The sequence below is a fragment of the Bacteroides xylanisolvens genome, from assembly GCF_018289135.1.
GTDB lineage: Bacteria > Bacteroidota > Bacteroidia > Bacteroidales > Bacteroidaceae > Bacteroides > Bacteroides xylanisolvens.
In genome coordinates this window covers 5202840-5226079 of record NZ_CP072216.1, presented here as the reverse complement: position 1 = coordinate 5226079, position 23240 = coordinate 5202840, and the positions used below count along the sequence as shown (strand labels likewise).

At 41.2% G+C, this 23240-nt stretch carries 14 protein-coding genes and 2 pseudogenes; 2 read left to right on the top strand and 14 right to left on the bottom strand.

The window, feature by feature from the left end; translation table 11 throughout:
* Positions 1–41 precede the first annotated feature (41 nt).
* Together INE92_RS21680 and INE92_RS21675 are read right to left on the bottom strand one after the other, a co-directional pair.
* Positions 42–1379, bottom strand: coding sequence for a sulfatase family protein (locus INE92_RS21680; RefSeq protein WP_134993574.1), 1338 nt, complete (start codon positions 1377–1379; stop codon positions 42–44).
* 49 nt (positions 1380–1428) lie between these two features.
* Complete coding sequence (locus INE92_RS21675) at positions 1429–3021, bottom strand: arylsulfatase (protein WP_032811581.1); 1593 nt, start codon at positions 3019–3021, stop codon at positions 1429–1431.
* Positions 3022–3251: 230 nt separating this feature from the next.
* On the opposite strand from INE92_RS21675, the pseudogene INE92_RS21670 reads away from it, so the two are divergent.
* Positions 3252–5814: pseudogene (locus tag INE92_RS21670) on the top strand (hypothetical protein).
* A 709-nt stretch (positions 5815–6523) separates the two neighbouring features.
* Here the strand turns inward: INE92_RS21670 and INE92_RS21665 are convergent.
* Complete coding sequence (locus INE92_RS21665; protein ID WP_004316930.1) at positions 6524–7297, bottom strand: IS5 family transposase; 774 nt, start codon at positions 7295–7297, stop codon at positions 6524–6526.
* Positions 7298–7390: 93 nt separating this feature from the next.
* A complete protein-coding gene (locus INE92_RS21660) occupies positions 7391–7702 on the bottom strand; it encodes an IPT/TIG domain-containing protein (RefSeq protein ID WP_232286451.1) in 312 nt (103 codons plus the stop codon).
* A 402-nt stretch (positions 7703–8104) separates the two neighbouring features.
* Here INE92_RS21660 and INE92_RS21655 point away from each other — a divergent pair, with 402 nt between their 5' ends.
* Positions 8105–9262 carry an ATP-binding protein gene (locus INE92_RS21655; protein WP_004316928.1) on the top strand — a complete coding sequence of 386 codons (1158 nt, stop codon included), beginning with the start codon at positions 8105–8107 and terminating at the stop codon, positions 9260–9262.
* A 283-nt stretch (positions 9263–9545) separates the two neighbouring features.
* On the opposite strand, the pseudogene INE92_RS27010 reads toward INE92_RS21655, so the two are convergent.
* From INE92_RS27010 to INE92_RS21605, 10 genes and pseudogenes are all read right to left on the bottom strand, one after another.
* Positions 9546–9860, bottom strand: a pseudogene (locus INE92_RS27010) (ligand-binding sensor domain-containing protein); the annotation flags it as partial.
* A 20-nt stretch (positions 9861–9880) separates the two neighbouring features.
* The gene (locus INE92_RS21645; protein WP_211421250.1) at positions 9881–11182 is read right to left on the bottom strand and encodes a murein hydrolase activator EnvC family protein; all 1302 of its coding nucleotides are present in this window, start codon (positions 11180–11182) and stop codon (positions 9881–9883) included.
* The gene (locus INE92_RS21640; protein WP_004316851.1) at positions 11179–11757 is read right to left on the bottom strand and encodes a DUF4292 domain-containing protein; all 579 of its coding nucleotides are present in this window, start codon (positions 11755–11757) and stop codon (positions 11179–11181) included. Before INE92_RS21640 ends, INE92_RS21645 begins: the two co-directional genes overlap by 4 nt.
* A complete protein-coding gene (locus tag INE92_RS21635) occupies positions 11754–13526 on the bottom strand; it encodes a tetratricopeptide repeat protein (protein ID WP_015532175.1) in 1773 nt (590 codons plus the stop codon). Before INE92_RS21635 ends, INE92_RS21640 begins: the two co-directional genes overlap by 4 nt.
* Before the next feature lie 24 nt (positions 13527–13550).
* The gene (gene dut / locus INE92_RS21630) at positions 13551–13982 is read right to left on the bottom strand and encodes a dUTP diphosphatase (RefSeq protein WP_004309527.1); all 432 of its coding nucleotides are present in this window, start codon (positions 13980–13982) and stop codon (positions 13551–13553) included.
* 294 nt (positions 13983–14276) lie between these two features.
* Positions 14277–16556, bottom strand: a complete 2280-nt coding sequence (bglX, locus tag INE92_RS21625; protein WP_004316853.1) for a beta-glucosidase BglX — start codon at positions 16554–16556, stop codon at positions 14277–14279.
* Between the two features lie 45 nt (positions 16557–16601).
* Entirely contained in the window at positions 16602–18170 is a 1569-nt protein-coding gene (locus tag INE92_RS21620) for a hypothetical protein (RefSeq protein WP_004316854.1), read from the bottom strand.
* A 20-nt stretch (positions 18171–18190) separates the two neighbouring features.
* Positions 18191–20092 (bottom strand): sialate O-acetylesterase, encoded by a 1902-nt coding sequence (locus INE92_RS21615; RefSeq protein WP_015532173.1) that lies wholly within the window; start codon positions 20090–20092, stop codon positions 18191–18193.
* A gap of 42 nt (positions 20093–20134) precedes the next feature.
* Positions 20135–21121 (bottom strand): DUF4973 domain-containing protein, encoded by a 987-nt coding sequence (locus tag INE92_RS21610; protein WP_004316856.1) that lies wholly within the window; start codon positions 21119–21121, stop codon positions 20135–20137.
* Between the two features lie 19 nt (positions 21122–21140).
* Complete coding sequence (locus INE92_RS21605) at positions 21141–23237, bottom strand: RagB/SusD family nutrient uptake outer membrane protein (protein WP_195436631.1); 2097 nt, start codon at positions 23235–23237, stop codon at positions 21141–21143.
* Positions 23238–23240: the final 3 nt, after the last annotated feature.

Below are 23240 nucleotides of genomic sequence, written 5' to 3'. Positions count from 1 at the left end.
AAATTACATTCTGTGTTTTATTCGTTTTGATGTGTGACGGCTTATTTTCTCTTTCCCGGCATGTGTTCGAAGGCACGCATTTCGGTAGGTTGTCCTTCGTCTCCACAATCCTTCATCCAGCGTTTCAGCTCTTTATCCAGACGGCTGATGGTAGAAGCTTGTTTCGCGTCTTCCGCCAGATTCTTCATACAATACGGGTCGTTCTTCACATCATACAATTCGATAGCAGGACGATGCTGGTATTTAATCGTCATCGCTTTTGCATGACTATCCGTTTCCGCCAGACTTTTCCACTTTTTAAACAAAGGAGATTTTGTTTCAACATTCTGGAAAGTAGCTTCCGGGGTGAGATTGACAATATATCTGTATCGACCGTCGTATACCGAACGGATGCCATAATAAGGCGATCCGGCATTGATGCCTCTCGTGGTCTGAAGGGAGAAAGAATATTCCTTGTGTGCTTTCTTCTTGCCTGTCAATACCGGTTTGAAGCTTTCGCCATCTACTTTCGCCAGCGGTTTTCCTCCTGCTATATCGACAAAAGTAGGGACAATATCGACATATTCCACCAACGCGTCACTCACGCTTCCCAGCTTAATCACTCCCGGCCAGCGAACGATACAAGCAGAGTGTACCCCCGCATCATAACAAGTCCATTTGGCAAAAGGCAGGCTGTTGCCTTGTTCACTCAAATATACGACAACAGATTTATCCGTCATTTTTTCCTGATCCAGGATAGAAAGGACATTACCAAATTCCTGATCCATATAATTGATCTCTGCCAGATAATGAGTAAACAACTCGCGAGTCTGGGGAATATCTACATACATAGGAGGCAGTGTCAGTTTGTCCGCATTAAATTGAGAGGCATCGCCTTTATTCCAAGGAGTATGCGGTTGATTGGAGGCTACAAACAGACAGAAAGGTTCGCCTTTCGCCTTGCAATCGGAAATAAATTTCTGAATTGCTTCAAAATTCAAGTCCACACCTTTCAAAGGAGGTACATAAAGGTCGAAAGGAAATACTGATTTCGGGGCAATATGCGATTTCCCGATCAACGCGACTTTATAACCCAACGGTTGCAGATGATGTACAACGCTCAATGTGCCTTCATTGGCACAAGTGTGATTAGGGTAAGCTCCGCTGCGTACAGGCCATACACCTGTATATAGATTATGGCGGGTAGGCGATGACATCGGAACAGCCTGATAGGCTTGTGTGAAGCGTACTCCCTGTGTGGCAAAATGGTCGATATTCGGAGTCTTCGAATCAACATTGCCATAACAGCCCAGATCATAATGAGAACAGTCGTCGGCTATGAACAATAGGAAGTTCGGTTTTTCCGTTTGCTGGGCGAAAGACAGGCTGGTAGCTCCCAAGGCTACAGATGCACTTACTTAATTTATTCATTTTGTGTTCCTCCTTTATTTATTTCTTCGGATGTTTGGGTAATACAAAGTTTGCATTCGCCCATTTCTCCCATTCGGCAACTAACTTGGTAAGCACTTCAGGGTGCTGTTCCGCTAGATTGTTACGTTCGGTACGGTCTTTAACCACATCGTACAATTCCCATTCTTTTCCTTTTTCGTCGCGGATTGCTTTCCAGTTTCCCCAGCGGATCGCTCTATTGTTCTGATGTTCCCAATACATATATTCATGCAAAGAGTCTGTTTTCTTCTGAATAGCTGGGAAAAGACTACTGCCTACTAATGGATATATTCTGTTTCCACCGTGATAAGTTTCCGGATAAGTGGCTCCTGTTGCTTCCAGAATAGTCGGCATAATGTCCGGCAGATAACCGGGAACACGACACCATTCACCTTTTTTATTCTTCAGATTGCTTTTCCACGACACGATGAGAGGAGTGGAAATACCTCCTTCATAAGAACGGCATTTGTATTTCCGGAACGGAGTATTGGAAACCTGCGCCCATGCTCTTCCGTAAGAAGGGAATACGCTACAAGCCGGGTCGTTGATTTCAGACACTTTTCCGCCTCCCAATTCAGCGTATGGCTCGGCACAAGCACCGTTGTCGGATAGAAACATGACAAGCGTGTTATCCAGTTTACGATTCTTTTTCAAGTAATCCAGCAACTTTCTCACATTATAATCTACACAATGCACCTGTGCTGCATAAACAGCCATCCGATAGGCTACTTTATCTTTCTCCTGTTCCGTCAATTCATTCCATTTCCGGTTTTCCCATTCGGCAAACTCTGTATTCGGTTCGATGATTCCCAACTTGGTCATCCGTTTGCGCCTTGCTTCACGAATTTCATCCCATCCTTTCTCACGATAGATCTTCGTGAATTTTTGAATATCTTCTTCTTTTGCCTGCAACGGCCAGTGAGGAGCGTTGAAAGCTAAATAAAGGAAGAAAGGTTTATCGTCTTTCTGTTCGTCAACGAAGCGGATTGCGTAATCGGTAAATGCATCTGTTGTATAATAAGGTGCTTCCGGTACCGGAAGTTTCGTGTTATCAAGAGTCAAGCCACGTCCCCCCGATGGACGGAGATAGCTGCAAGCTCCTGCCAAAATCCCGTAGAAGCGTTCAAATCCCCGTTGCAAAGGCCACTTTTCTTCTCCATGCATCCCCAGATGCCATTTACCAGCCATATAAGTATGGTAGCCACTTTCTTTCAATACCTCGGCTATCGTAACACAGTTCCGGTTCAAGAATCCTTTATATCCCGGCACTCCCCAGTCGTTCGGGCTCTTTTGATTGGGTTGATTAAACGGGTCTTCGGACATCTGCCCGATACCCGTCTGGTGCTGATATAATCCTGTCATTAAACTAGCCCGGGTGGGGCATGAACGTGAAGTATTGTAGAATTGTGTGAAACGTACTCCTTTGGATGCCAATGCATCAATATTAGGGGTCAGTATTTCTCCACCATAGCAGCCAATATCGGAATAGCCCATATCATCTACCATAATCAGTACAACGTTCGGTTTTTCCTGTGCCGAACAAAATGACGCCATCAGTAAGGGTGCAGTCATCAAGAAATTTTTCTTTACCATAGTATTATCAATTATCTGAAAAACAAAAATAGAGAAGTTTATGCAAAAGGAAGGAAAAATGCTAATCAATAAAGAATAAAATCTGGTATATATGCTATCCAACAGATATACAATGCGTCCATGAACTTTTATTTCTACTCTGAATAGTTTTTTTCCTTTATTGAACAATTAATTTTCTATTTTTAGGTCAATATATTCTAACTTTGCATTTTAGTTAAAAACCTATTGAAATGAAAAACAAACGAATTCTTTTTCTTCTTTCTTTTTGTTTATCACTAGCAATAGCATGGGGAGAGACTCCTCCTGCCAAAGTTATATTCCAACAATACATGAACCAGGCACAGACATTTGCCAACAACTTTCCACGGGAGAAAGCGTATTTGCATTTTGACAATACGAGTTATTACGTCGGTGACACTATTTGGTTCAAAGCCTATGTTACTCTTGCCGGACAACAGATTTTCAGTCAGATCAGCCGCCCCCTGTATGTGGAATTGGTGGATCAGACAGGACATATAACAGATAAGCAAATCATCAAACTGACACAGGGGGAAGGGAACGGACAATTCGTTCTTCCCCATTCCATGTTATCCGGCTATTATGAGGTACGTGCCTATACTCGCTGGATGCTTGCCTTCAGCGAACCGCAGTATTTCTCACGTACTTTCCCTATTTATCAACTGACGAATAGTGATAAGCTGGAACGTAGCATCACGACTTACGAACTTAGTCCGTCGATGGAGAACCGTCCGTTGGAAACAAAGGAGAAGTTGAGTGTGCGCTTTTTCCCTGAAGGAGGGCAATTAGTGGAAGGAGTGACTTCGCAAGTGGCTTTCAAGGCGGAGAGTAAAGATGAAGGGAATATAGAATTGTCAGGAACGATTTATACCAAAGAAGGAGCAGAAATCTCTTCTTTCGAGACTTTGCACGATGGAATGGGGCATTTTAAATATACGCCTTCTGCACAACCGGCTGTTGCCAAAGTCGATTTTCAAGGAAAGAAGTATGAATTTACCCTTCCACAGGCGTTACCTAACGGATATGTATTGAGTACTGTCAACAATGCCGGTGCCCTTTTGGTGAAAGTATCCTGCAATGCCGCTACTCCTCAAGATACATTGGCTGTATTTATCAGTCATCAAGGGCGGCCGTATGTTCATCAACTGATTAGTTGCCGGGCGGACACTCCACAAGAGTTCATTCTGCCTACCCGCAAACTACCGGCAGGTGTACTGCAAGTCAGCCTCATCAACCGAGCTGGTAATACGTTATGCGAGCGTTTTGTCTTTTCCAATCCACGTGCCCCTCTACAACTATCCGCAGAGGGACTGAAAGAGGTGTATACTCCCTACGCTCCTATTCGTTGTGAGTTACAGGTAAAGAATGCCAAGGGAGAACCGATATCGGGAGATGTATCGGTCAGTATCCGGGATGCCGTCCGGTCAGATTATCTGGAGTATGACAATAACATTTTCACTGATTTGCTATTAACATCTGATTTAAAAGGATATATCCATCAGCCCGGTTATTATTTTGCATCGCCGTCTCCCCGGAAGCAAACGGAACTGGATATATTATTAATCGTGCATGGATGGCGTAAATATGACATGAGCCAAGCCATTTCTACTGCTCCTTTCACTCCATTGCAGTTACCGGAAGCACAATTAGTGCTGAACGGGCAGGTTAAATCAACGATCCTCAAAAATAAGCTGAAAGATATAGCACTTAGTGTAATAGTGAAGAAAGATGACCAATTTATCACTGGAGGAACCGTGACCGATGAAAACGGTCGTTTCACCATTCCTGTCGAAGACTTTGAAGGAACCACGGAAGCGGTGATCCAAACCCGGAAAGTCGGTAAAGAACGCAACAAGGATGCATCCATCCTGATCGACCGTAATTTCTCACCTGCTCCCCGAGCCTATGGTTACAAGGAACTTCATCCTGAATGGAAGGACTTGACCCACTGGCAACAAAAAGCCGAGAATTTTGATTCTCTATACATGGATTCTATCCGGAAAGTAGAAGGGCTTTATGTATTGGATGAAGTGGAAATAAAAAGTAAACGCCGACAAGGAAATAATATGGCTACTAAAATCAATGAGAAAAGCATTGACGCCTATTACGATGTACGCCGTTCTGTTGATTTATTACGTGACAATGGGAAGATTGTCACAACTATTCCGGAATTAATGGAAAAGTTGAGTCCGCAATTCGATTGGGATCGTAGTAATGACAAGCTTACTTATCGGCAGAAACCAATCTGCTATATCATGGATAATCACATTTTATCCGAGACAGAAACTCAAATGATGCTGACCGAAGTGGATGGATTGGCTTCCATAATCATCAGTAAAGGAAACAGGAGGCATCGATGACGAGATTATCCAAAACACCAAAATGTCCGAAGTTACGGATAGCACGGGAGTGGATATCAGCAAACTGGATAAATACAGTGTTTTCTACCTGATTCCCCTACCCAGACGCGATGTATTGAACAAAAGTCAGACTGCCGTACTTGGTACCCGGCAAACAGTCATTCAGGGATATACTCATGCATTGGAATATTATTCACCTGCCTACCCGACCAAAGAATTGTATATGGATAAAGTGGACAAAAGACGGACGCTCTACTGGAACCCGTCTGTACGGACAGATGAAAATGGAAAAGCGGTGATTGAATGTTACAATAACCAATATTCCACTCCAGTGATTATTCAGGCGGAAACGATGAGTAAGGATGGACAAATAGGAAGCATGAAGTATTCTACCATCGGGCAAGCGGAGCAATAGTTCTTGTTGTAGATAACCTCATAGCAGATATTATTAATGAGGATGAAGTTATTCCTGATCCGGAATCCTTCATCCCCATTATTCATTCAATTTTTTATTCATTCCGTTTTAAATGGAATGACAGTTATTTCTTTTTCTGTCCCGGGTAAGGTTCTACCACGCAATGCTTAGCCCATGCTTCGTATGCTTTTGACAGATGTCATTCCACCCACGTTCTTTTTAACTCCTTTCGGCCAATAAGCAATCATTGCCATGGGTAATAAAGCTCCCAACTAAGACAAACATTTTTAAATGTCCATAATTATTACGATTTAATTAACATTTTTGTCGGTTTCGTGTGACCGACTTACAGAACAAAAGTAGAGAAGTTTTTTAAGAGAAAGGGAAAAATACAAATCAATAAAGGAAAAAATAGATGAACAGAAATGGAAGTAACTAATCATGATCTATTATAAGTAAAGAGGGTGTCCGAAAAGGATACCCTCGTACTTAGAGTTAGTTTATCAAACTCTCTTATTTCATTCGTCCATATTACCATTCAATTTACTGGTCCTCATCTGGGATCTGTGTGTTAATATTCCGTTGAAGTGTCATCGTTCCCTTTACTTTATAAGGAATTTTGACACCTTTAGTACTTGTTACATCATTGAATTCGTATTCAATATTAAATGAGATAAATTTTCTTTTTAAATAAGAAACTGTTTAAAAATTACACAATAATTTTGTTAAGCATGATTTTGCAGAAAGCAAGTTGAACCATAGTCTCTGCAGTATCAGCATGGAACTCGTAGTCTATTGTCAGCCTTCTGAAGTTTTCCAGCCATGCGAATGCTCTTTCAACAATCCATCGTTTCGGAATGACCTTGAACTTTGACGGGCATTCATCAGGTCTGAGAACGACTTCAAGTTCCCATTTGAATTTGTCAAATACCCAATCTGCAAGGCTTCCTCTATAGCCACCATCCGCAAGGATTTTGGCAAGACGAGGAAATTTGTAGGATAGCCTCTCAATGACCTTCGGAGCACCCTTGCTGTCATGAACATTGGCTTCATGCACGGCTACAGACATCAGATAACCTTGGCTGTCAACGATTATATGCTGTTTTCTGCCCTTAATCTTCTTGTTGCCGTCAAGTCCTCGAACAGAATCTACATGATGTGAAGTCTTGACATTTCGTGAGTCTATAATGCCCATGCTGGGGCTTTCGTTGCGACCGGACTGGATGCGTACCATAGAGCGAAGTGTATCAAGGAGCTCCTCAATGATGCCCTCGTTTTTCCACTTGCTAAAATAGTAGTATACGCTCTCCCACGGAGCAAAATTCTTGGGAATCATGCGCCACTGACAGCCTGTTTTGAGAAGATATAGAATCGCATTCATGATGTTTCTGAGAGAATGTTTTCGCCTCCTTTCTTGCGGATTTATAATTTTTTCTATAACTTGCCACTGTTTATCAGTAAGGTTAGTTGAGTATTGTCCCATAACTCTAATTAATTGACACTCATAAAGTTACGAACAAACCTCCGATTAACCTACTGATTTACAATATATTATTCATTGCAATAACGTTTATTTTCAATAAATTTTAAACAGCTTCTTACCATATTCATCTAAATATCCGCACAAAGTGGAAACTACCAGTTGTGGCTCATATTCATACTTAGCCTGCGCTTTGGAAGATTGTTTTCCTATTTTTACTTCGACACTACCTTCAAAGCACAATGAAGGAGTGAGACAATAAAGACTGTTTCCTTTTGAGCTGACAACTATTGCTTCTTTCCCTCCTATTTTCACGGAAATAATAGAAGGATCCGTTCCAAAATTAGCTCCATATATCACCATTCGTGTATTTCCTCCCCCCCCAGATTTAGGAGTAAAATCTGTCACTTCTATTGGTTGGTTTGGGTCATGGGCAACTGCAGACGCATCTTTATCATCTTTACAGCTGCTAATACTAATTGTAGAGTATGAATTCAGTTATTCATGCGAATCAGTTGTTGAATGTAAGTTCTTGTTTTTAAGAAATTCTTTGATGCTAAAATAGCTTAGATACGCTCCGTAGAACAGATAGAAGGTACATTATTGAATATAAGATAAATAATAAGCAGCTTGTCATTGTTTAAATCCAGCTCAATGACAGGCTGCTTAAATTATAATTACTTATAGTATGCTGCAGATATGATTGTAAAGGATCTAATATAAATAGAAAACTTTGAGTTAAAAAAATGGAGATGTTTTGCAAATTCACTTTTAAAGATTAAATTTGCAAACAGTAAAATAAGAGCAGCAATGATAGAAAGAATATTGAAATCCAAGTTAATTGAAATGGCAAATAAATATCCGATTGTCACATTGACAGGACCTAGACAATCTGGAAAATCAACATTATTGAGAAATTCCTTTCAGGACTATGAATATGTGTCTTTGGAAGATCCTGATATGAGACTATTTGCTACAGATGATCCGAGAGGATTTCTTTCCACCTATCCAGATAAAACAATTATCGATGAAGTTCAAAGAGTTCCGTCACTTTTCTCTTATATTCAAACGCATACCGATAAAGAGAATAAAGAAGGTATGTATATGCTGGCTGGTTCTCATAACTTCTTATTAATGGAAAGTGTGAATCAATCATTAGCTGGACGTACGGCAGTACTCAAGCTACTACCGTTTTCGCATTATGAAATGGAAAAAGGAGAAATATTGCCATCCAATGTAAATGAAGAAATTTTTAAGGGAGCTTATCCACGTATTTATGATAAAGCAATAAATCCGGATGATTATTATCCTTTCTATATACAAACATATGTAGAAAGAGATGTAAGATTATTGCGTAACATTGGAGATCTAAGCAAATTTATTAAATTCCTCAAATTATGTGCAGGTCGCATAGGTCAATTATTAAATCTTTCATCATTAGCAAATGAATGTGGAATTTCTGTCACAGCAGCTACTAACTGGTTATCTATATTAGAAGCAAGTTATATCTGTTATTTACTGAAGCCAGATTACAACAATTATGCCAAGCGATTAGTAAAAACTCCTAAGTTATATTTTTATGATACAGGGCTAGCCTGTTCTTTACTTGACATACAAAATACAGAACAAATAACTACTCATTTTTTACGTGGAGGATTGTTCGAAAATCTTATCATCAATGAATTTGTAAAAGAATCCTATAATAGAGGCGTCGAACCGGGATTATCATTTTGGCGTGATAGTACTGGCAATGAGGTTGACTTATTAAGAATGGTTGGCGGAAAACAATATGCCTATGAAATCAAATCAGGAGCAACTTATTCACCGGATTTCTTTAAAGGTATTTCAAAATGGGCTAAACTATCCAATACTCCAACGGAACAATGTTTCGCGATTTATAATGGAGATAGGGATATAAAAACATCTGTCGGTCAAGTGAATGGATGGAATCATTTTAGTCTGTTCTAAATCGCCGCCACTAATATACATATCTTTATTCCATCTTATGTAAGATCCCTGAAACTGCATTTGGGGATATATTATTTCTTTGTCATGTATGAATTGTTGATATTTTGTTCTAAAATTAGAATTCGTTGAAAAAATCTGGAATACCCAAATCCAAGAAATAAATCATTTTTATAGGCCACAAAAACACCTGAAAAACCAACTAATTACAACACAAAAACAAGACATATCAACTATACGCATCTGATAATAAACTAGATAACGTGAGTTCAACGAATTCACGTTAAATATAAAGTCCGGAGTTTGTTCCAACCCAGATATTTTTGTCCACCTCTATCAGGGCTTCCACAAAATTGTTTTCTAATGAGAACTTTTCGTTGAGAACATTCCGATACACTTTATTTCCCCGTCCGTCATAACGGTTCAATCCGTCACTGGTACCCAGCCAGATAAAACCATAACTATCTTGAAGGGCGCACCACACGGTATTATGAGACAATCCATCTTCTACCTAATATTTCTTGAACGAAAAATAAGGAAACGCGGATAATGTTCCGTTCCAGAAGATCAGCAAGCATATTAGTATTTTAGTTAACTTCATTCTACGTGTTTTTTATTCAATTATCGGTTCAGCCAAGGTTCAGGATTCAACTTTTCTTTCTCCCTACGCAGCTGGAAGTGCAATACCGTCCGTCCATTATCCGTACCGTCAGAAAAGATCTGACCGATGGATTGCTTTGTCTTCACCGTATCACCGGCTTTGACGGAGGCAGAAGAAAGATTGCAATAAACAGAAATATAATTGCCATGACGAATGAGGACATTAAATAATCCGTTCAATTGGAACACAGCCGCCACCTTTCCATCAAAAATGGCACGCGCCTGTGCACCCGTTTTTCCCTGAATATCAATACCCTTGTTATCCAGTTTCACGTTACGCAAACCCTCTACAGCATATTGCCCGTAACGGCTGGTGATAATATAAGCGCCGGATATGGGCATTGGCAATTTCCCGCGATTCGCGGCAAAGTTACCTGATAATTCCCGATCCGCCTTACTCATGGTATAAGACTCAAGAGGTTTCGATTTGGCGGCTGTTTCCGTTGTAGCAGATTTTCCCTCCTTGCTTTCCTCTTTCTTACGGGCAGCCGCTTCACGACGAGCTTCTTCCTGTGCACGCTTACGGGCACGCTCTATTTCTTCCGCAATTAATTTATCGATGCGGGCATTCAGCCGATTGGCTTCCCTGCGTTTTTTATTTATCTCATTCTGCAATCCTTTCTGCTTCTTTTGCAGATTAGTCACCAACGTACGTTTCTCTTTTTCCTGCTCTTCCAACTTCACCTTTTCGCTCTCACGTTCTCGCAGCAGGTTCTCTTTGGCGGCTTTCACTTGCTGACGCTCCACTTTCTTCTTGCGTATCTGCTCTTGTTTCTTTAAAATTTCTTCCCCTTGCAGACGTTGATAAGTGGCATATTCACGAACATATCGCATACGCCGATAAGTCTGCCCCAAATTCTTTGCTGAAAAAATAAACATAAGCTTCTCCTCTATCGACTTATTCTTATACAAGTACTGGACAGAAGCTTCATATTTCTTCTTTTTATCTTTCAAATCCTTCTCCAGCCCGTGCAACTGACGCTCCAATGAAGCCAGTTCACGCTGGATAGCCTCCACATCATTGTTGATAGCCATGATATAGCGTTTCCGCTCTTCAATCTGTCCGGTCAATACAACCAGACTATTCAACTGGCTTCCCACATCTTTCTTTGTATCCTTCAATATAGATTCCGATTCGGCGATCTGTTTTTGCAACGCACCGCGTTTACTTTCCAGCTCACGAATCAACTTGTTCGATTGAGCGGAAAGAGGAACTGCCAACCACAGGCAACTGATTAGAATAACAAAGAAACGTTTCATCATAATAAAGCTACCAGCATTCTTACTAATTCTTCCAAGGGGATTTGACGATATTTGGACGTCAGTTCCGTCGGAGTCATCGAAAACTCTTGTGTGGAAAACTCATAAAGTTGGACTTTAGCCTTTTCTAATGAAGGAATTCCTATATCTTTTCCTGTCAGTTCTGTCTTTCCACTAGGAAGAGAGGCATCCATCAATATCTTTTCCAAACGGGAAAACTCCACATTCTTCGACAATACATTTTTCAATTCAGCTTTAGTGGCACGAACAAAGCGTTTATTCATCCTGTCTACCAATAAAACTTCATCGGGAGTAACTTCTATACGTGCTACTTCCGTACGCAGAATAGGCATCAATAAGGAGATTTGTACCCGCTCATGAGTTTTCATCTTCATGGTTCCCCCTACAGACATACTTCCCTTCTTGCTGGGAATAGTCAACTGAAGCTTGGAAGCCAGGTAACTGGATGTCGGAGCCTTTGTCGAAGTCTTAGTTTCCGAGGTTGCCAAGTGCTTCGAACTCTTACAGCCGGCCAACACCACTACCACCAACAACAGTAGATAAATGATTCTTTTCATTCCGCAATATATTTCTTCTTCTCTATTTTCTGTTTCAACGTTTTCGACTCGCTACCCATTTCCAGTGCCTTCTTCCAATATTTCAACGCACCTTCCACATCGCCGGTCATAAAATAAATATCTCCGCAATGCTCCACAATCACATCACTCTTCTCGCCATCGTTCTTCATTGCATTGTCAATATAAATACGGGCTTCGGCATAGTTTCCCTTTTCAAAAAGAATCCATGCATAAGTATCGAGATAGGTAGAATTATTAGGTTCGGCTTTCACCGTTTTATAACTCATCTCCTCCGCCTTGTCCAAATCATGACGTTCCACAGACAGATAATAAGCATAATTGTTCAATGCGCCAATATTGGAAGGATTGTACACCAAAGACGAATCGTAAGCAGCATAAGCCTCCGCCATCTGTTTCTTGGTATGATAAATGTCTCCCATGATTGAATAGAAATCCGAAATGACTTCTTTTCTAGTATCGGCAGTTACATGTTCCAATGCTCTGCTGCAAACACTCAATACACTATCCGTCTGTTCTGCCTGATGATAAGCAATAGCCAGATAATAATAAAGTTCCAACGCATCGGGAGTGGCTTCAATACCCGGTTCACAGACTTTGATAATTTGCTTGTAGTCTTCCTTCTTCACCGCCGCACTAACCAGCATCAACCGGGCAGCCTTATTGGTAGGGTCCAGATCAACCACCTGCTCCAATACCGGCACAGCCTCTTGTTCCATATTCTTCGACAACAAATATTGAGAATAAAGCATCGGAATCTGCGGATCATCTATATCCTGCTTCATCATCCGGTCGAACAAGGCAATCACTTGAGTGCTATCTTTGGCAGACGACTGTTCGTTTTCCACAATCACCTGTCTCATAACACTGATTTTGGTATCCGAAGTCACCTTCTTATTCAGCAATAAAGTATCCAACTGCTGTTGATACAACTCTTTCTGACCGGTCTGTTCATAATAAGAAGCCATTGAAAAAAGAGCCATCGGATTGTCAGGCTCTACCGCCAGGACCTTCTGATATGCATCGTATGCTTCCTGTTTTTTTCCATTCTGAAGATACACATCTCCCAATATCACCTGATAACGCATATCCATCGGATATTCCTGTACCAGACTTTCTATTTCCTGAAATGCCTTCTTATCATCTTTCATCTGAAGATAAATACGGAATTTCTCCATAGAAAGCTGCTCATTTTTACCTAAGCGTTTCTCTAAACGGTTCAATGTAGAAATGACATCGTTATATTTCTCCTGACGACTGTAAATATCAAGGAGACTGAACAAAGGTTCCTGCTTTGACGGGAAACGGGTTACCATTTTCTCAAGCAACGTTACAGCCTTATCCAACTCGTTCTGTTGCTGATACAGGCTGACCAGCCCCTGACTGTACCAGTAATTATCAGGAGCAAAAGCCACCGCCTGCTCCAAAGCCGCCTGACCTTGCGGCACCTGGCGGAGGAACATATAATACTGCGATATTTCATAAAGTGCCGAAGAAGCGTTCGGATTGATATCCAGACAATGCTGTAACAAACCAAATGCCGCATCATACTCATTCTTTTCTTTCATCCGCATGGCTTCCAAAAAGAAGTAGTCATATTTACGCTGTTGTTCAGCAGGAAGCAATGATTCTTTTACCGAAAAGGATGCATCTGCCTTCACTGCTGTTTTTGCTGTACGCATAGAACGAGTTCCCCCACACGAAGTGAGCACTAACACCGTCACGAACAGCCATCCTATTTTTATCTTCATTCTATTTTTTCGATTAAGCATTCATCATACTCCGGTATGTCCGAAGCCACCGGCTCCGCGTTCCGTTTCATCCAGCACCTCCACTTCCTGCCATACAGGCTGTTCATGCTTTGCTATCACCATCTGCGCGATACGTTCGCCATCTTCAATAACAAAAGCCTCGGACGAGAGATTGACTAAAATGACACAAACTTCTCCACGATAATCCGCATCAATCGTACCCGGAGAATTAAGTACTGTGATACCTTTCTTTATCGCCAGCCCGCTACGTGGACGAACTTGCGCCTCAAATCCCTTCGGCAGAGCGATATACAATCCTGTCGGCACCAGACAACGTTGCAACGGTTCCAGTGTGATAGGTTCAGAAAGATTAGCACGGATATCCATTCCTGCGGACAATTCGGTGGCATAAGCCGGAAGCGGATGCTTCGATTTATTGATAACTTGAATATTCATAAATGCATGTTTACTATTTAACGGGCGAAAATACACATTTTGAACTGAAAAATAGTTAAGTTTGCAGTTAAATAATGTACCTGCAACCAAATTGCGAATGGTAAACAACTAAATCCTAAATAAAAAGATAAGTCAAGCATCTTTAAGTTCAAATGATAAACGGAACTTCCAATCACAATGTTGCCGCCTTTAGCAACAACCGAAAGTTTCTGTTTTGTAGTCCAAAGCGGCAACCATAATTTAGTTATAATCAAAAGAATATTTACATCTTAGAAAAAGAAAGTTTATATACGATCAATCTGCCCTAAAACGTTCAGTCTGCACATCACGAGAGTTTGCTCCTACCATGACATCAAATTCTCCCGGTTCATAAACGTATTGTAATCCTGAATTATAAAATCTCAAATCGTCTTCCGTGATAACAAACTTAACTTCACGACTCTCTCCTTTTTTCAAGAAGATACGTTCAAAGCCTTTCAGCTCTTTCACTGGACGAGATATTTCAGCGTAAATATCATGCAGATACATTTGTACGATCTCATATCCGTCAAAATCTCCGTCATTGGTCACAGTCACAGACACTGTCAACTCCCCATTTTTGGACAGTACATCCGAACTAAGTTGCAAATTCCCATAAGAGAAATTTGTATAACTCAAACCGTACCCAAAAGGATAAAGAGGTTCGTTACTCATATCCAGATAGTTACTGGAGTAACGGTTAAAAGAATGACTGTCAGGATCGGGACGACCTGTATTCAAATGATTATAGTACAGAGGAAGCTGTCCCACTGAACGGGGAAAAGTCGTAGTCAGCTTGCCGCCCGGAGTCACTTTACCGAACAATACATCAGCAATAGCATCGCCTGTTTCACTTCCACCGAACCAGACATTCAAGATAGAATGAACATTGGCATCCTCCCAGTTCAGAACTAACGGACGCCCCGTAAAAAGAAGCAACACTACGGGCTTACCCGTCTTCACCAGCGCCTTCAACAAATCCTGTTGAGCATCAGGAATCCCTAGTTCCGTACGTGAAGCCGATTCACCACTCATTTCAGCACATTCTCCCAAAGCCGCAACAATCACATCTGCACGGGCAGCCGTATGCAAAGCTTCATCCAACAATTGCAGTTCATTGCCGCGTTCTAACGGACGGATACCAGCTCCTCCTTTTTCAAGTTCCGCATCATGATATATATTGCTACCTCTCGCATACAGTATTTCAGCCTTATCACCTGCTGCCGAACGAATTCCCTCCAATAATGTCCCGTGACGGGAAGGAGTACACGTCATACTCCACATCCCACACATATTATTACGGGCATCAGCCATAGGACCAATTAAAGCAATCTTACCTTTCCGTTCGAGCGGAAGCAGATGATCCTCATTCTTCAACAGAACAAATGTTTCAGCTGCGATTTTACGCGCCACCGCGCGATGAGCAGTCGTATAAAGTTCTTTTTCCACACGCAGGGTATCACAGTATTTATACGGGTCAGAAAACAAGCCCAATTTATATTTTGCTTCCAATACACGGCGACAAGCGGCATTAATCTGTTCTTCCGTAACTTTCCCTTCTTTCAGAGATTCTTCCAATGTATTCAGAAAACCGCAAGAAACCATATCCATATCCGTACCCGCCTGTAAAGCACGTACAGAAGCCTCTTTCAAAGGAGCAACCCCATGTGAGGAGATTTCGGCGATAGAATTATAATCCGTCACTAACAACCCACAAAAGCCCCATTCATTCCGGAGCAAATCGGTCAGTAACCATTTATTAGCCGTAGCCGGAATGCCGTCCACCAAATTGAAAGAACTCATCACACTACCCACACCTGCCTCAACAGCTGCCTTGTATGGGGCAAGATATTCATTATACATACGTTGGCGACTCATATCAACCACATTATAGTCCTTCCCTGATTCGGATGCGCCATATAATGCAAAGTGTTTTACACAGGAAAGAATTTCGTTTTTTCCCTGCATATTATTTCCCTGATAACCGCGTACATAGGCTTTTGCTAACAGGGAACCCAAATAAGGGTCTTCACCACTACCTTCTGCAATACGCCCCCAACGACTGTCGCGACAAATGTCAACCATCGGGCTGAATGTCCAGCAAATACCATCCGCACTGGCTTCTACAGCAGAAATGCGTGCCATACGTTCAACAGCTAGTGTGTCCCAGCTACAAGAAAGCGCTAAAGGAATCGGGAAAATGGTTTCATAACCGTGGATAACATCAGCTCCTACCAGCAAAGGAATTCCCAAACGGGTAGAATCAATGGCTATACGCTGCAAATCAACAATCTTTCTTATTCCTTTCACATTAAAAAAGCCTCCAATCTCCTGGTTACGAACCATTTTCGTAAGTTCGGCACTATTTACATTACCAGTAACCAAATCACCCCCGGAAGGAAGATTCAATTGGCCCAACTTCTCGTGCAGTGTCATCTTTCCCATCAGATTGGCAATATATCGATCCATCTCTTTATCTCCTTCTTCAGCCGACAATGAACAGGAAGACAATAACAACCCATATAGAACGCCTAATAACAAGTATTGATATTTCATGTTTATTACTTATTATATAATCACTTCATTATTTAGATACTTACATTAACGAGATAAAATCTTAATATCCGAATCACTTAACCCATAATCAACAAGCGTATATTTTTTGCCTTTATACGGAGTCGGCATAAACCGCCCAGAACCTAATGTATCGTAAATGATCGGATTGAAAGAAGCACTCCTTTTTGCCCTGAACAGCAACACACAGAACTGACCGGAAACAGCATATCCAAATTCAATATCCTCTACTCCCTCTCCCAGCACTTCATAACCTTGCAAGAGAGGTTCAACACCTTTAAACATAAAATTAAGTTTTACAGTCAAATTATCGGCTAAATCTATCTCAAGGGTATTCCGCATTGGAGAAGAAATGACAGCCCCTAATACATTCCAATTCGTATCATAATTAGCTAAAGTTGTCCATATTATCCCGTCAGAACTTACCCCTCTAAGCTTCTGCATCAAAGTCGTTTCGTAAGGATACAAGCGCTGCGAATTAGCAACTACACAATTCAGGAAAGAAAACTTATCCGCAATATCCCATCCCACCAAATCAACAGGACAATCTAGAATCTTAAAATTATCATTTAATACAGTAAAAGTAGAATTGGACAACTTCACTTTCAAATTGGGGTTATTCCCTTCTGCCTGAATAAAGCTGGTTCCAAAATTATTCAAATATGAAAAAGAAATCTGTTGGTCCAGCATCAAATCCGGACTATAACCCTCATTCACGACGATTCCTCTATCAATCGTATCATAATAGATTTGATTGAAAACAAAAAATCCGCCACTAGCTATACGTATTCCGACTGTTGAACGGTAATTCTTACCATCCTCAAGATGGGTCCCTCCGGTAGTATCCCAAGAAAGAATATGTACATTGTTCAATATATGACCGGCAGATTTCGTAACTAAAGCTTCTTTTGTACAATAAATAAAAGTGTCAGATATCTTACAATCACAACAAGATTCATCTATATAGATACCGTATACATTATCATTCGAAGAGATGCCTTGAATTGTTACATTATCTATCTTTGTATCCGAGCTACCCGTTCCACCAGTTCCAATACCTTCAGGAACGTGTATGCGGATATGTGTATTACGTCCTCGCACCAGACTCATCGTACGTATCTGCACCAACTGCTTCCTTCCGTTTACTAGAATTCCATTATCTGCATTATAACAATCCAGAATTCCTCCTTCAATATAAGAGAATCGCCGGTGTGAAACATCGGTAAAATAGGTTTCTGAATAACCTACTTTAATCAATGCTTCCAAATGGACATCACTTTTAACCGTTGCATTCTTATCAAAAATAAGATTTACATTTTTGGTATATTCCAATGGCAGAACGATAGGCTCCGTCAAGTTATAAGTTCCGGCAGGAAAATAAAGCGTTTTCCCATAAGACTGACCGACCAAATTATTAAGTTGAGAACCAATCAGTGTTCCATCATTCTTAATATCATAATCAATGACTGATACAATATCTTCATTATGCCCTTCCTTGACTTCAACAACAGCCTCCGGTAATGAATCATCATCGTTACATCCCCAAATTGGCATAAAAGATAATAAGCCTAAAAATAAAAAGTTAAGTTTCTTCATTTTTCTTGTTTTTTTTAAGTTTAACGTAAAGTTTGAAATGAAGAGGCCGGTAATCCTGCACCGTTAATTAAGTTACATGTAGGATTATCTCCCCATCCATAGCGAACAGCCAAAGGATGTTTTACCATTTCCGATGATACAATGATTTCATTTCCACAGATTTCAGCTTCCGCCCAATGATATTTTCCGTCTATCCCTGCTATGGCAAACCCTGTCAATTTTTTCCCATCAGACGTTTTTAATCCTCCGTCTGCACACTCAAAAGAGAGAATAACCTTGTCTCCTTTCACACGGTAAGTCTGATAAACCGGACCACTACAAACAATCCGCTCACCATAGGTATCGGCACGTGCTAATAAGGCAAGTCTACGCCCTACTTCCTGTTTGTTTTTGGGATGAATATCATTCATATCGCCGATGTCTATGGTAACGGCCATACCCACATTGTCATAATACAAAGCTGTCTGGCGCTGCGCTTCTCGTAATTCAGCCCACTGTGAGTCTCCCGGTTCATCTGCTCTCTCTAAATAATTAGCCAATTGCACAAGGTAGAAAGGAAAATCATTCCCCCATTCCTCACGCCAGCTCTGAATAAGTAATGGAAGCAATATCCTATATTGTGTAGCACGCCCTACATTATTCTCTCCCTGATACCAAATAACCCCACGAAATTTGTAAGGTGCTAATGGATGAATCATCCCATTATAAAGCACTGTTTGCACATTCGGATTCATCTCAAACACCGGATCAATATGAGATTGAGCGGCAACTTTACACTTCCATTCACCAGATATAAGAATCCAGTCTCCGACATCTTTGCTTAACTTCATTTCACCTCCGATGCCACACCCTCCTCCAGTATCCACGATACGAACAGTAATTACAGCTTTGCCCGCTTTTACTAAATTACCCGGTATTTCATAAGTACGGGAATGAGTATATCCTTTCGTGCTCCCTATCTCGATTCCGTTAAAATAAGTAATATCCTCGTCATCCACATACCCCATGTGTAAACTCAACGGTTTTCCCTCCCATTGTTCTGGAATATCCACCGTCTTTCGCCCCCAAACAATACCATCAAAATCAGGAAAAGTCTTTTCGATATTTCCGGGGAAAGAATGAGATATCCATCCTTCGTCATTATAAGAAAGAGTATTCCAAAAAGGCTTTCCATTTCTCATTCCTTTATCTAACGACAAAATCTTTGCCTGCCTTTGTTCTTCCTCCGCCTGTAAATCACAATCCTTGTTTCCCAATCTTCGGATAAGCTTCAATTGCTCAACAAAATCGGGAACTTCGCCCAATGCTTGAGCACTTATCCACGACTCTATATTAGTACCGCCCCAATGGGCACAGATAAGTCCTACCGGTACCTGCTGCGTGCGTGCTATTTCCCTACCGAAAAAATAGGCTGCTGCTGAAAACTCCCGGATAGTACCCGATGAACACACTTGCCATCCTCCTCCGACAGCAGTAAACTCCTGCGACGGACTTAGACTAATAGTATTACTCACAGTCATCAAGCGTATATTCGGGTAATTGGCCTGTGCCACCTCTTGTTGATAGTTTTTTACTTTGCCCCATCCTTCTACTGGCATTTGCATATTCGACTGACCGGAACAAAGCCATACTTCACCAATCATTACATTCTCCAATCTTACTTTTTCTCCATCTATTATTTCTAAATGATAAGGTCCCCCGGCTTTTGGGATTTTGATGTTTACTTTCCAATTACCCGTCCTGTCAGCTATATTCTCATATTTCTCCCCACTCCATGAAGGAATCACTATAACTCGCATTTCTGGAGATGCTTTTCCCCAAACAGGTACTTCAGCCTCTTGCTGAAGTACCATATTATCGGAAAATAAAGGAGATAACTTAACTTTGGCACAAGCGATCAGTGACGCAAATAATCCCGACATTAATATAATCCATTTATACATATCACTCCGACTTACAAATTATCACCATTCGATTGCCTGATCTTCATCCGGAATCTGAATATTAATTTTACGCTCCATATTGACTGTCCCTTCAACCGTATAACTTATAGGAGTGCCCGGGACAGAAGTGACATCATCAAACTCATATTTGAAATTCTCAATAGTAATCGTCTTATGTTTGAGATATGGCAATGATGCGTCCATCTTCTCCGTCACTTTCCATGTCGGATTTTTTATCAGTTTGAAATGAATGTCCGGATCGGGGGCAGAAAGGGTAACTGTCCCGTCGGCATTGAGCGTGAAAATAATCTTGTACTTTCTGCGTTCCAGTTCCTCTTCGTTTATCAAGCCTGCATAGAAGAATATGGAATGCTCGTCTACCACAAATGCAGTACGTTCATTAGTAGTCATTTTATTACCGGCATCCTTAAAGCCTACTTGCATAGTTGTGGTAGAATAGGTACCTGAGTAATCATTGAAAGGAATCACACGCAATAATGCTTTCTTGTAATTCTTCCTTGGATGAGGCTCATAACTGCCGGTCGGACTTTCTGCAATTGTGAGCGGCAATACCCATTTGTCGACCAAATCAATTCCACTCAGTTTAAAATTGATGTCCAAAATCCCCATGCAATCGCCTGCTGGAATCATTACTTTCATATCATTCAACTCATAATAACCGGAGGTAAGCTCTCTGTAATACAAATCCTTTCTATTATGAAAATACTCCCAGTTGATACTTTTCAAGGTGTCTGAATCTATCGCCACCTGTACCTCCGTATCACTTCCGGCCATTGTAGAGCCACTCATAATGAGAGGTAACTGATAGGTTACCATGCCATTCGGCTTGTATTTTACATAAATATCAGTCACTCCTTTTGCATAATTCATCGGCGCCTTAAATGAAACATAGTGTTCATATTGTTCGTCAGTCCATTCTTCATTACAAGCTGCGCAAAACAATACCATCAAAACAGCAAGTAACGGATAATATATTCTTTCTTTCATATTCATTTTATTATAAAGGTTAATCATAGTAAGTCCAACCGGGGTTTTGAGTCAGCCGCTTATTGCGCTGTAACTGTCCGTGACTAAAGGGCCAGAAATAGCTTTTTTCTACAAAGCGGACAGGCAACGACATAATTGCCACCGGCGTATGAAACAAATCGTGGCGAGCTTCATCCATCAGCATATTGCATCCGTAAATCAATGTTTCTTCCTCCTGAGGAGCATCTTTCCAACGTCTTAAATCGTAATAGCGGTGGTTCTCGCCCATAAACTCTATCTGACGTTCGCGCTTGAGTTTCTTCCGGAACATTTCTTTATTCTGATACTCGGAAGAGGTATAATCAGGCACACCTGCACGAATACGAACAGGCTGGATACCTTTTTTCAGTTCATTCACATCACGTCTTAATGTGTACATTGCCGAGCCATCCCAGGATGGGATGTCATAACTTCCATCCAGTTCATTTAATGCTTCGGCATAAATCAATAGGATTTCCGCATAGCGAATAGCAGTCTCTGTTTTTTGCCTGTAATAAAAACTGTTTTGGTATTTAGCATCATAAGGGTTCACATATTTTTTGATACCGATACCTGTAAATATACGATTGCCGCCATTGTATCCTTCGGAAGTCCCACGATAATACCAGACTTGCTGGTTAGGACTGGCAGCTCCATCTTTTCCATTCAATGAAGACATATTCCACACACTGCCATTGAAAGCGACTGATGCATAGAAACGGGGTTCACGATTGGCATATTGTAAAGAAACTCCGGCGCGCAAAGGTTTGTAGCGACCGGCATCTACATCTTCACTGGTCACATAACCGCTTAATCGGGCACTTCCATCTCCCCGCCCTATCTCTTTATCTTTACCCGGACAATCAGTACCGTCGGCCATGTAGTAGGAGTCACATTGTTTCTGTGTCATTCCATGCATACTCCATCCTCCGGCCACCGTCGGCAACTGATGCAATACCATGTTTGCAATGCCATCCGGTGAGTTAGTTCCTTCTCCACTATGATCGACCGTTATGTTATCCACACGTGAAAAAATAAGTTCCGGATTTGCATAAGCAGAGAGTTCGCCATTAAAAACAGAACGATATGACTCAAAAGGATCAATGTCGGCATATCCGTCCGGCCAACTTTTTTTGGAGAAGTTATTATCATCAAACGGCTCGATGGTCTCCGGATAATCGTCCGTACCGCCACCTCTTATACGATTCTTGACATACAATTGATAGCGATGACCATTATTATTTCCCGGTAACTCCATCACATCTCTTGCAGCAGCAGCTGCCCTTGCCCATTTCGATTCATCGTATTCGGCAGAAAGCAAACGATTTCCTTCGTCATCTACCATTTGTTGTGCATAAGAATCGGTATTGCCATTCATCAACGGGCTGGCGGCATATAAAAGGACTTTGGCACGGGTGGCTAAAGCAGCTCCACGGGTAGGACGCGCTATATTGTTGGCTCCTCGCTCCAAAGGAAGATCCTTGGCTGCCAACACCATCTCGGATGTGATATATTCCACGCATTCGTCATACGTATTACGCGGACGGGCTAATGCATCATAATCCTGTGTATAATCTTCTCCGGCATCCGGAATCAAAGGAATGGGACCATACTTACGCAAAAGCAACCAGTAATAGTAAGCTCGCACAAAGCGTGCCTGTGCTGCATAATCAAGCCTTTCTTCCTCTGTCAGCTGCGTATTCATGTGGATATACTTCAAAAAAACACATGCTTTATTGATACCCAAATAGCAATTAGTATAAGTCTCTTGCATCCAATCCTCATTATACTCCACATTTCGGAAATAAGAATAATAACCACCTGCTATATTCTTATTCCCCCAATTATTCCAATCTGCCCAATAAATATCATCGGCAAAATTAGTCGGCACACTCTCTTTTCCACCAATATCCTGATTTTGGTCTCTGAGATATGAATAAGTGTTGGAAAGCCACGAATCCGTATAATCCCTGTTCGTAAACACTTTCTCAATCGTCAGGCGGTCCTTGAAATTATGTTCCACCTCCAAATAATCGCTACACGATGCCAGATAGCAGACCATAAATAGTATAGCACCAGTATTATATAACCATTTCATACT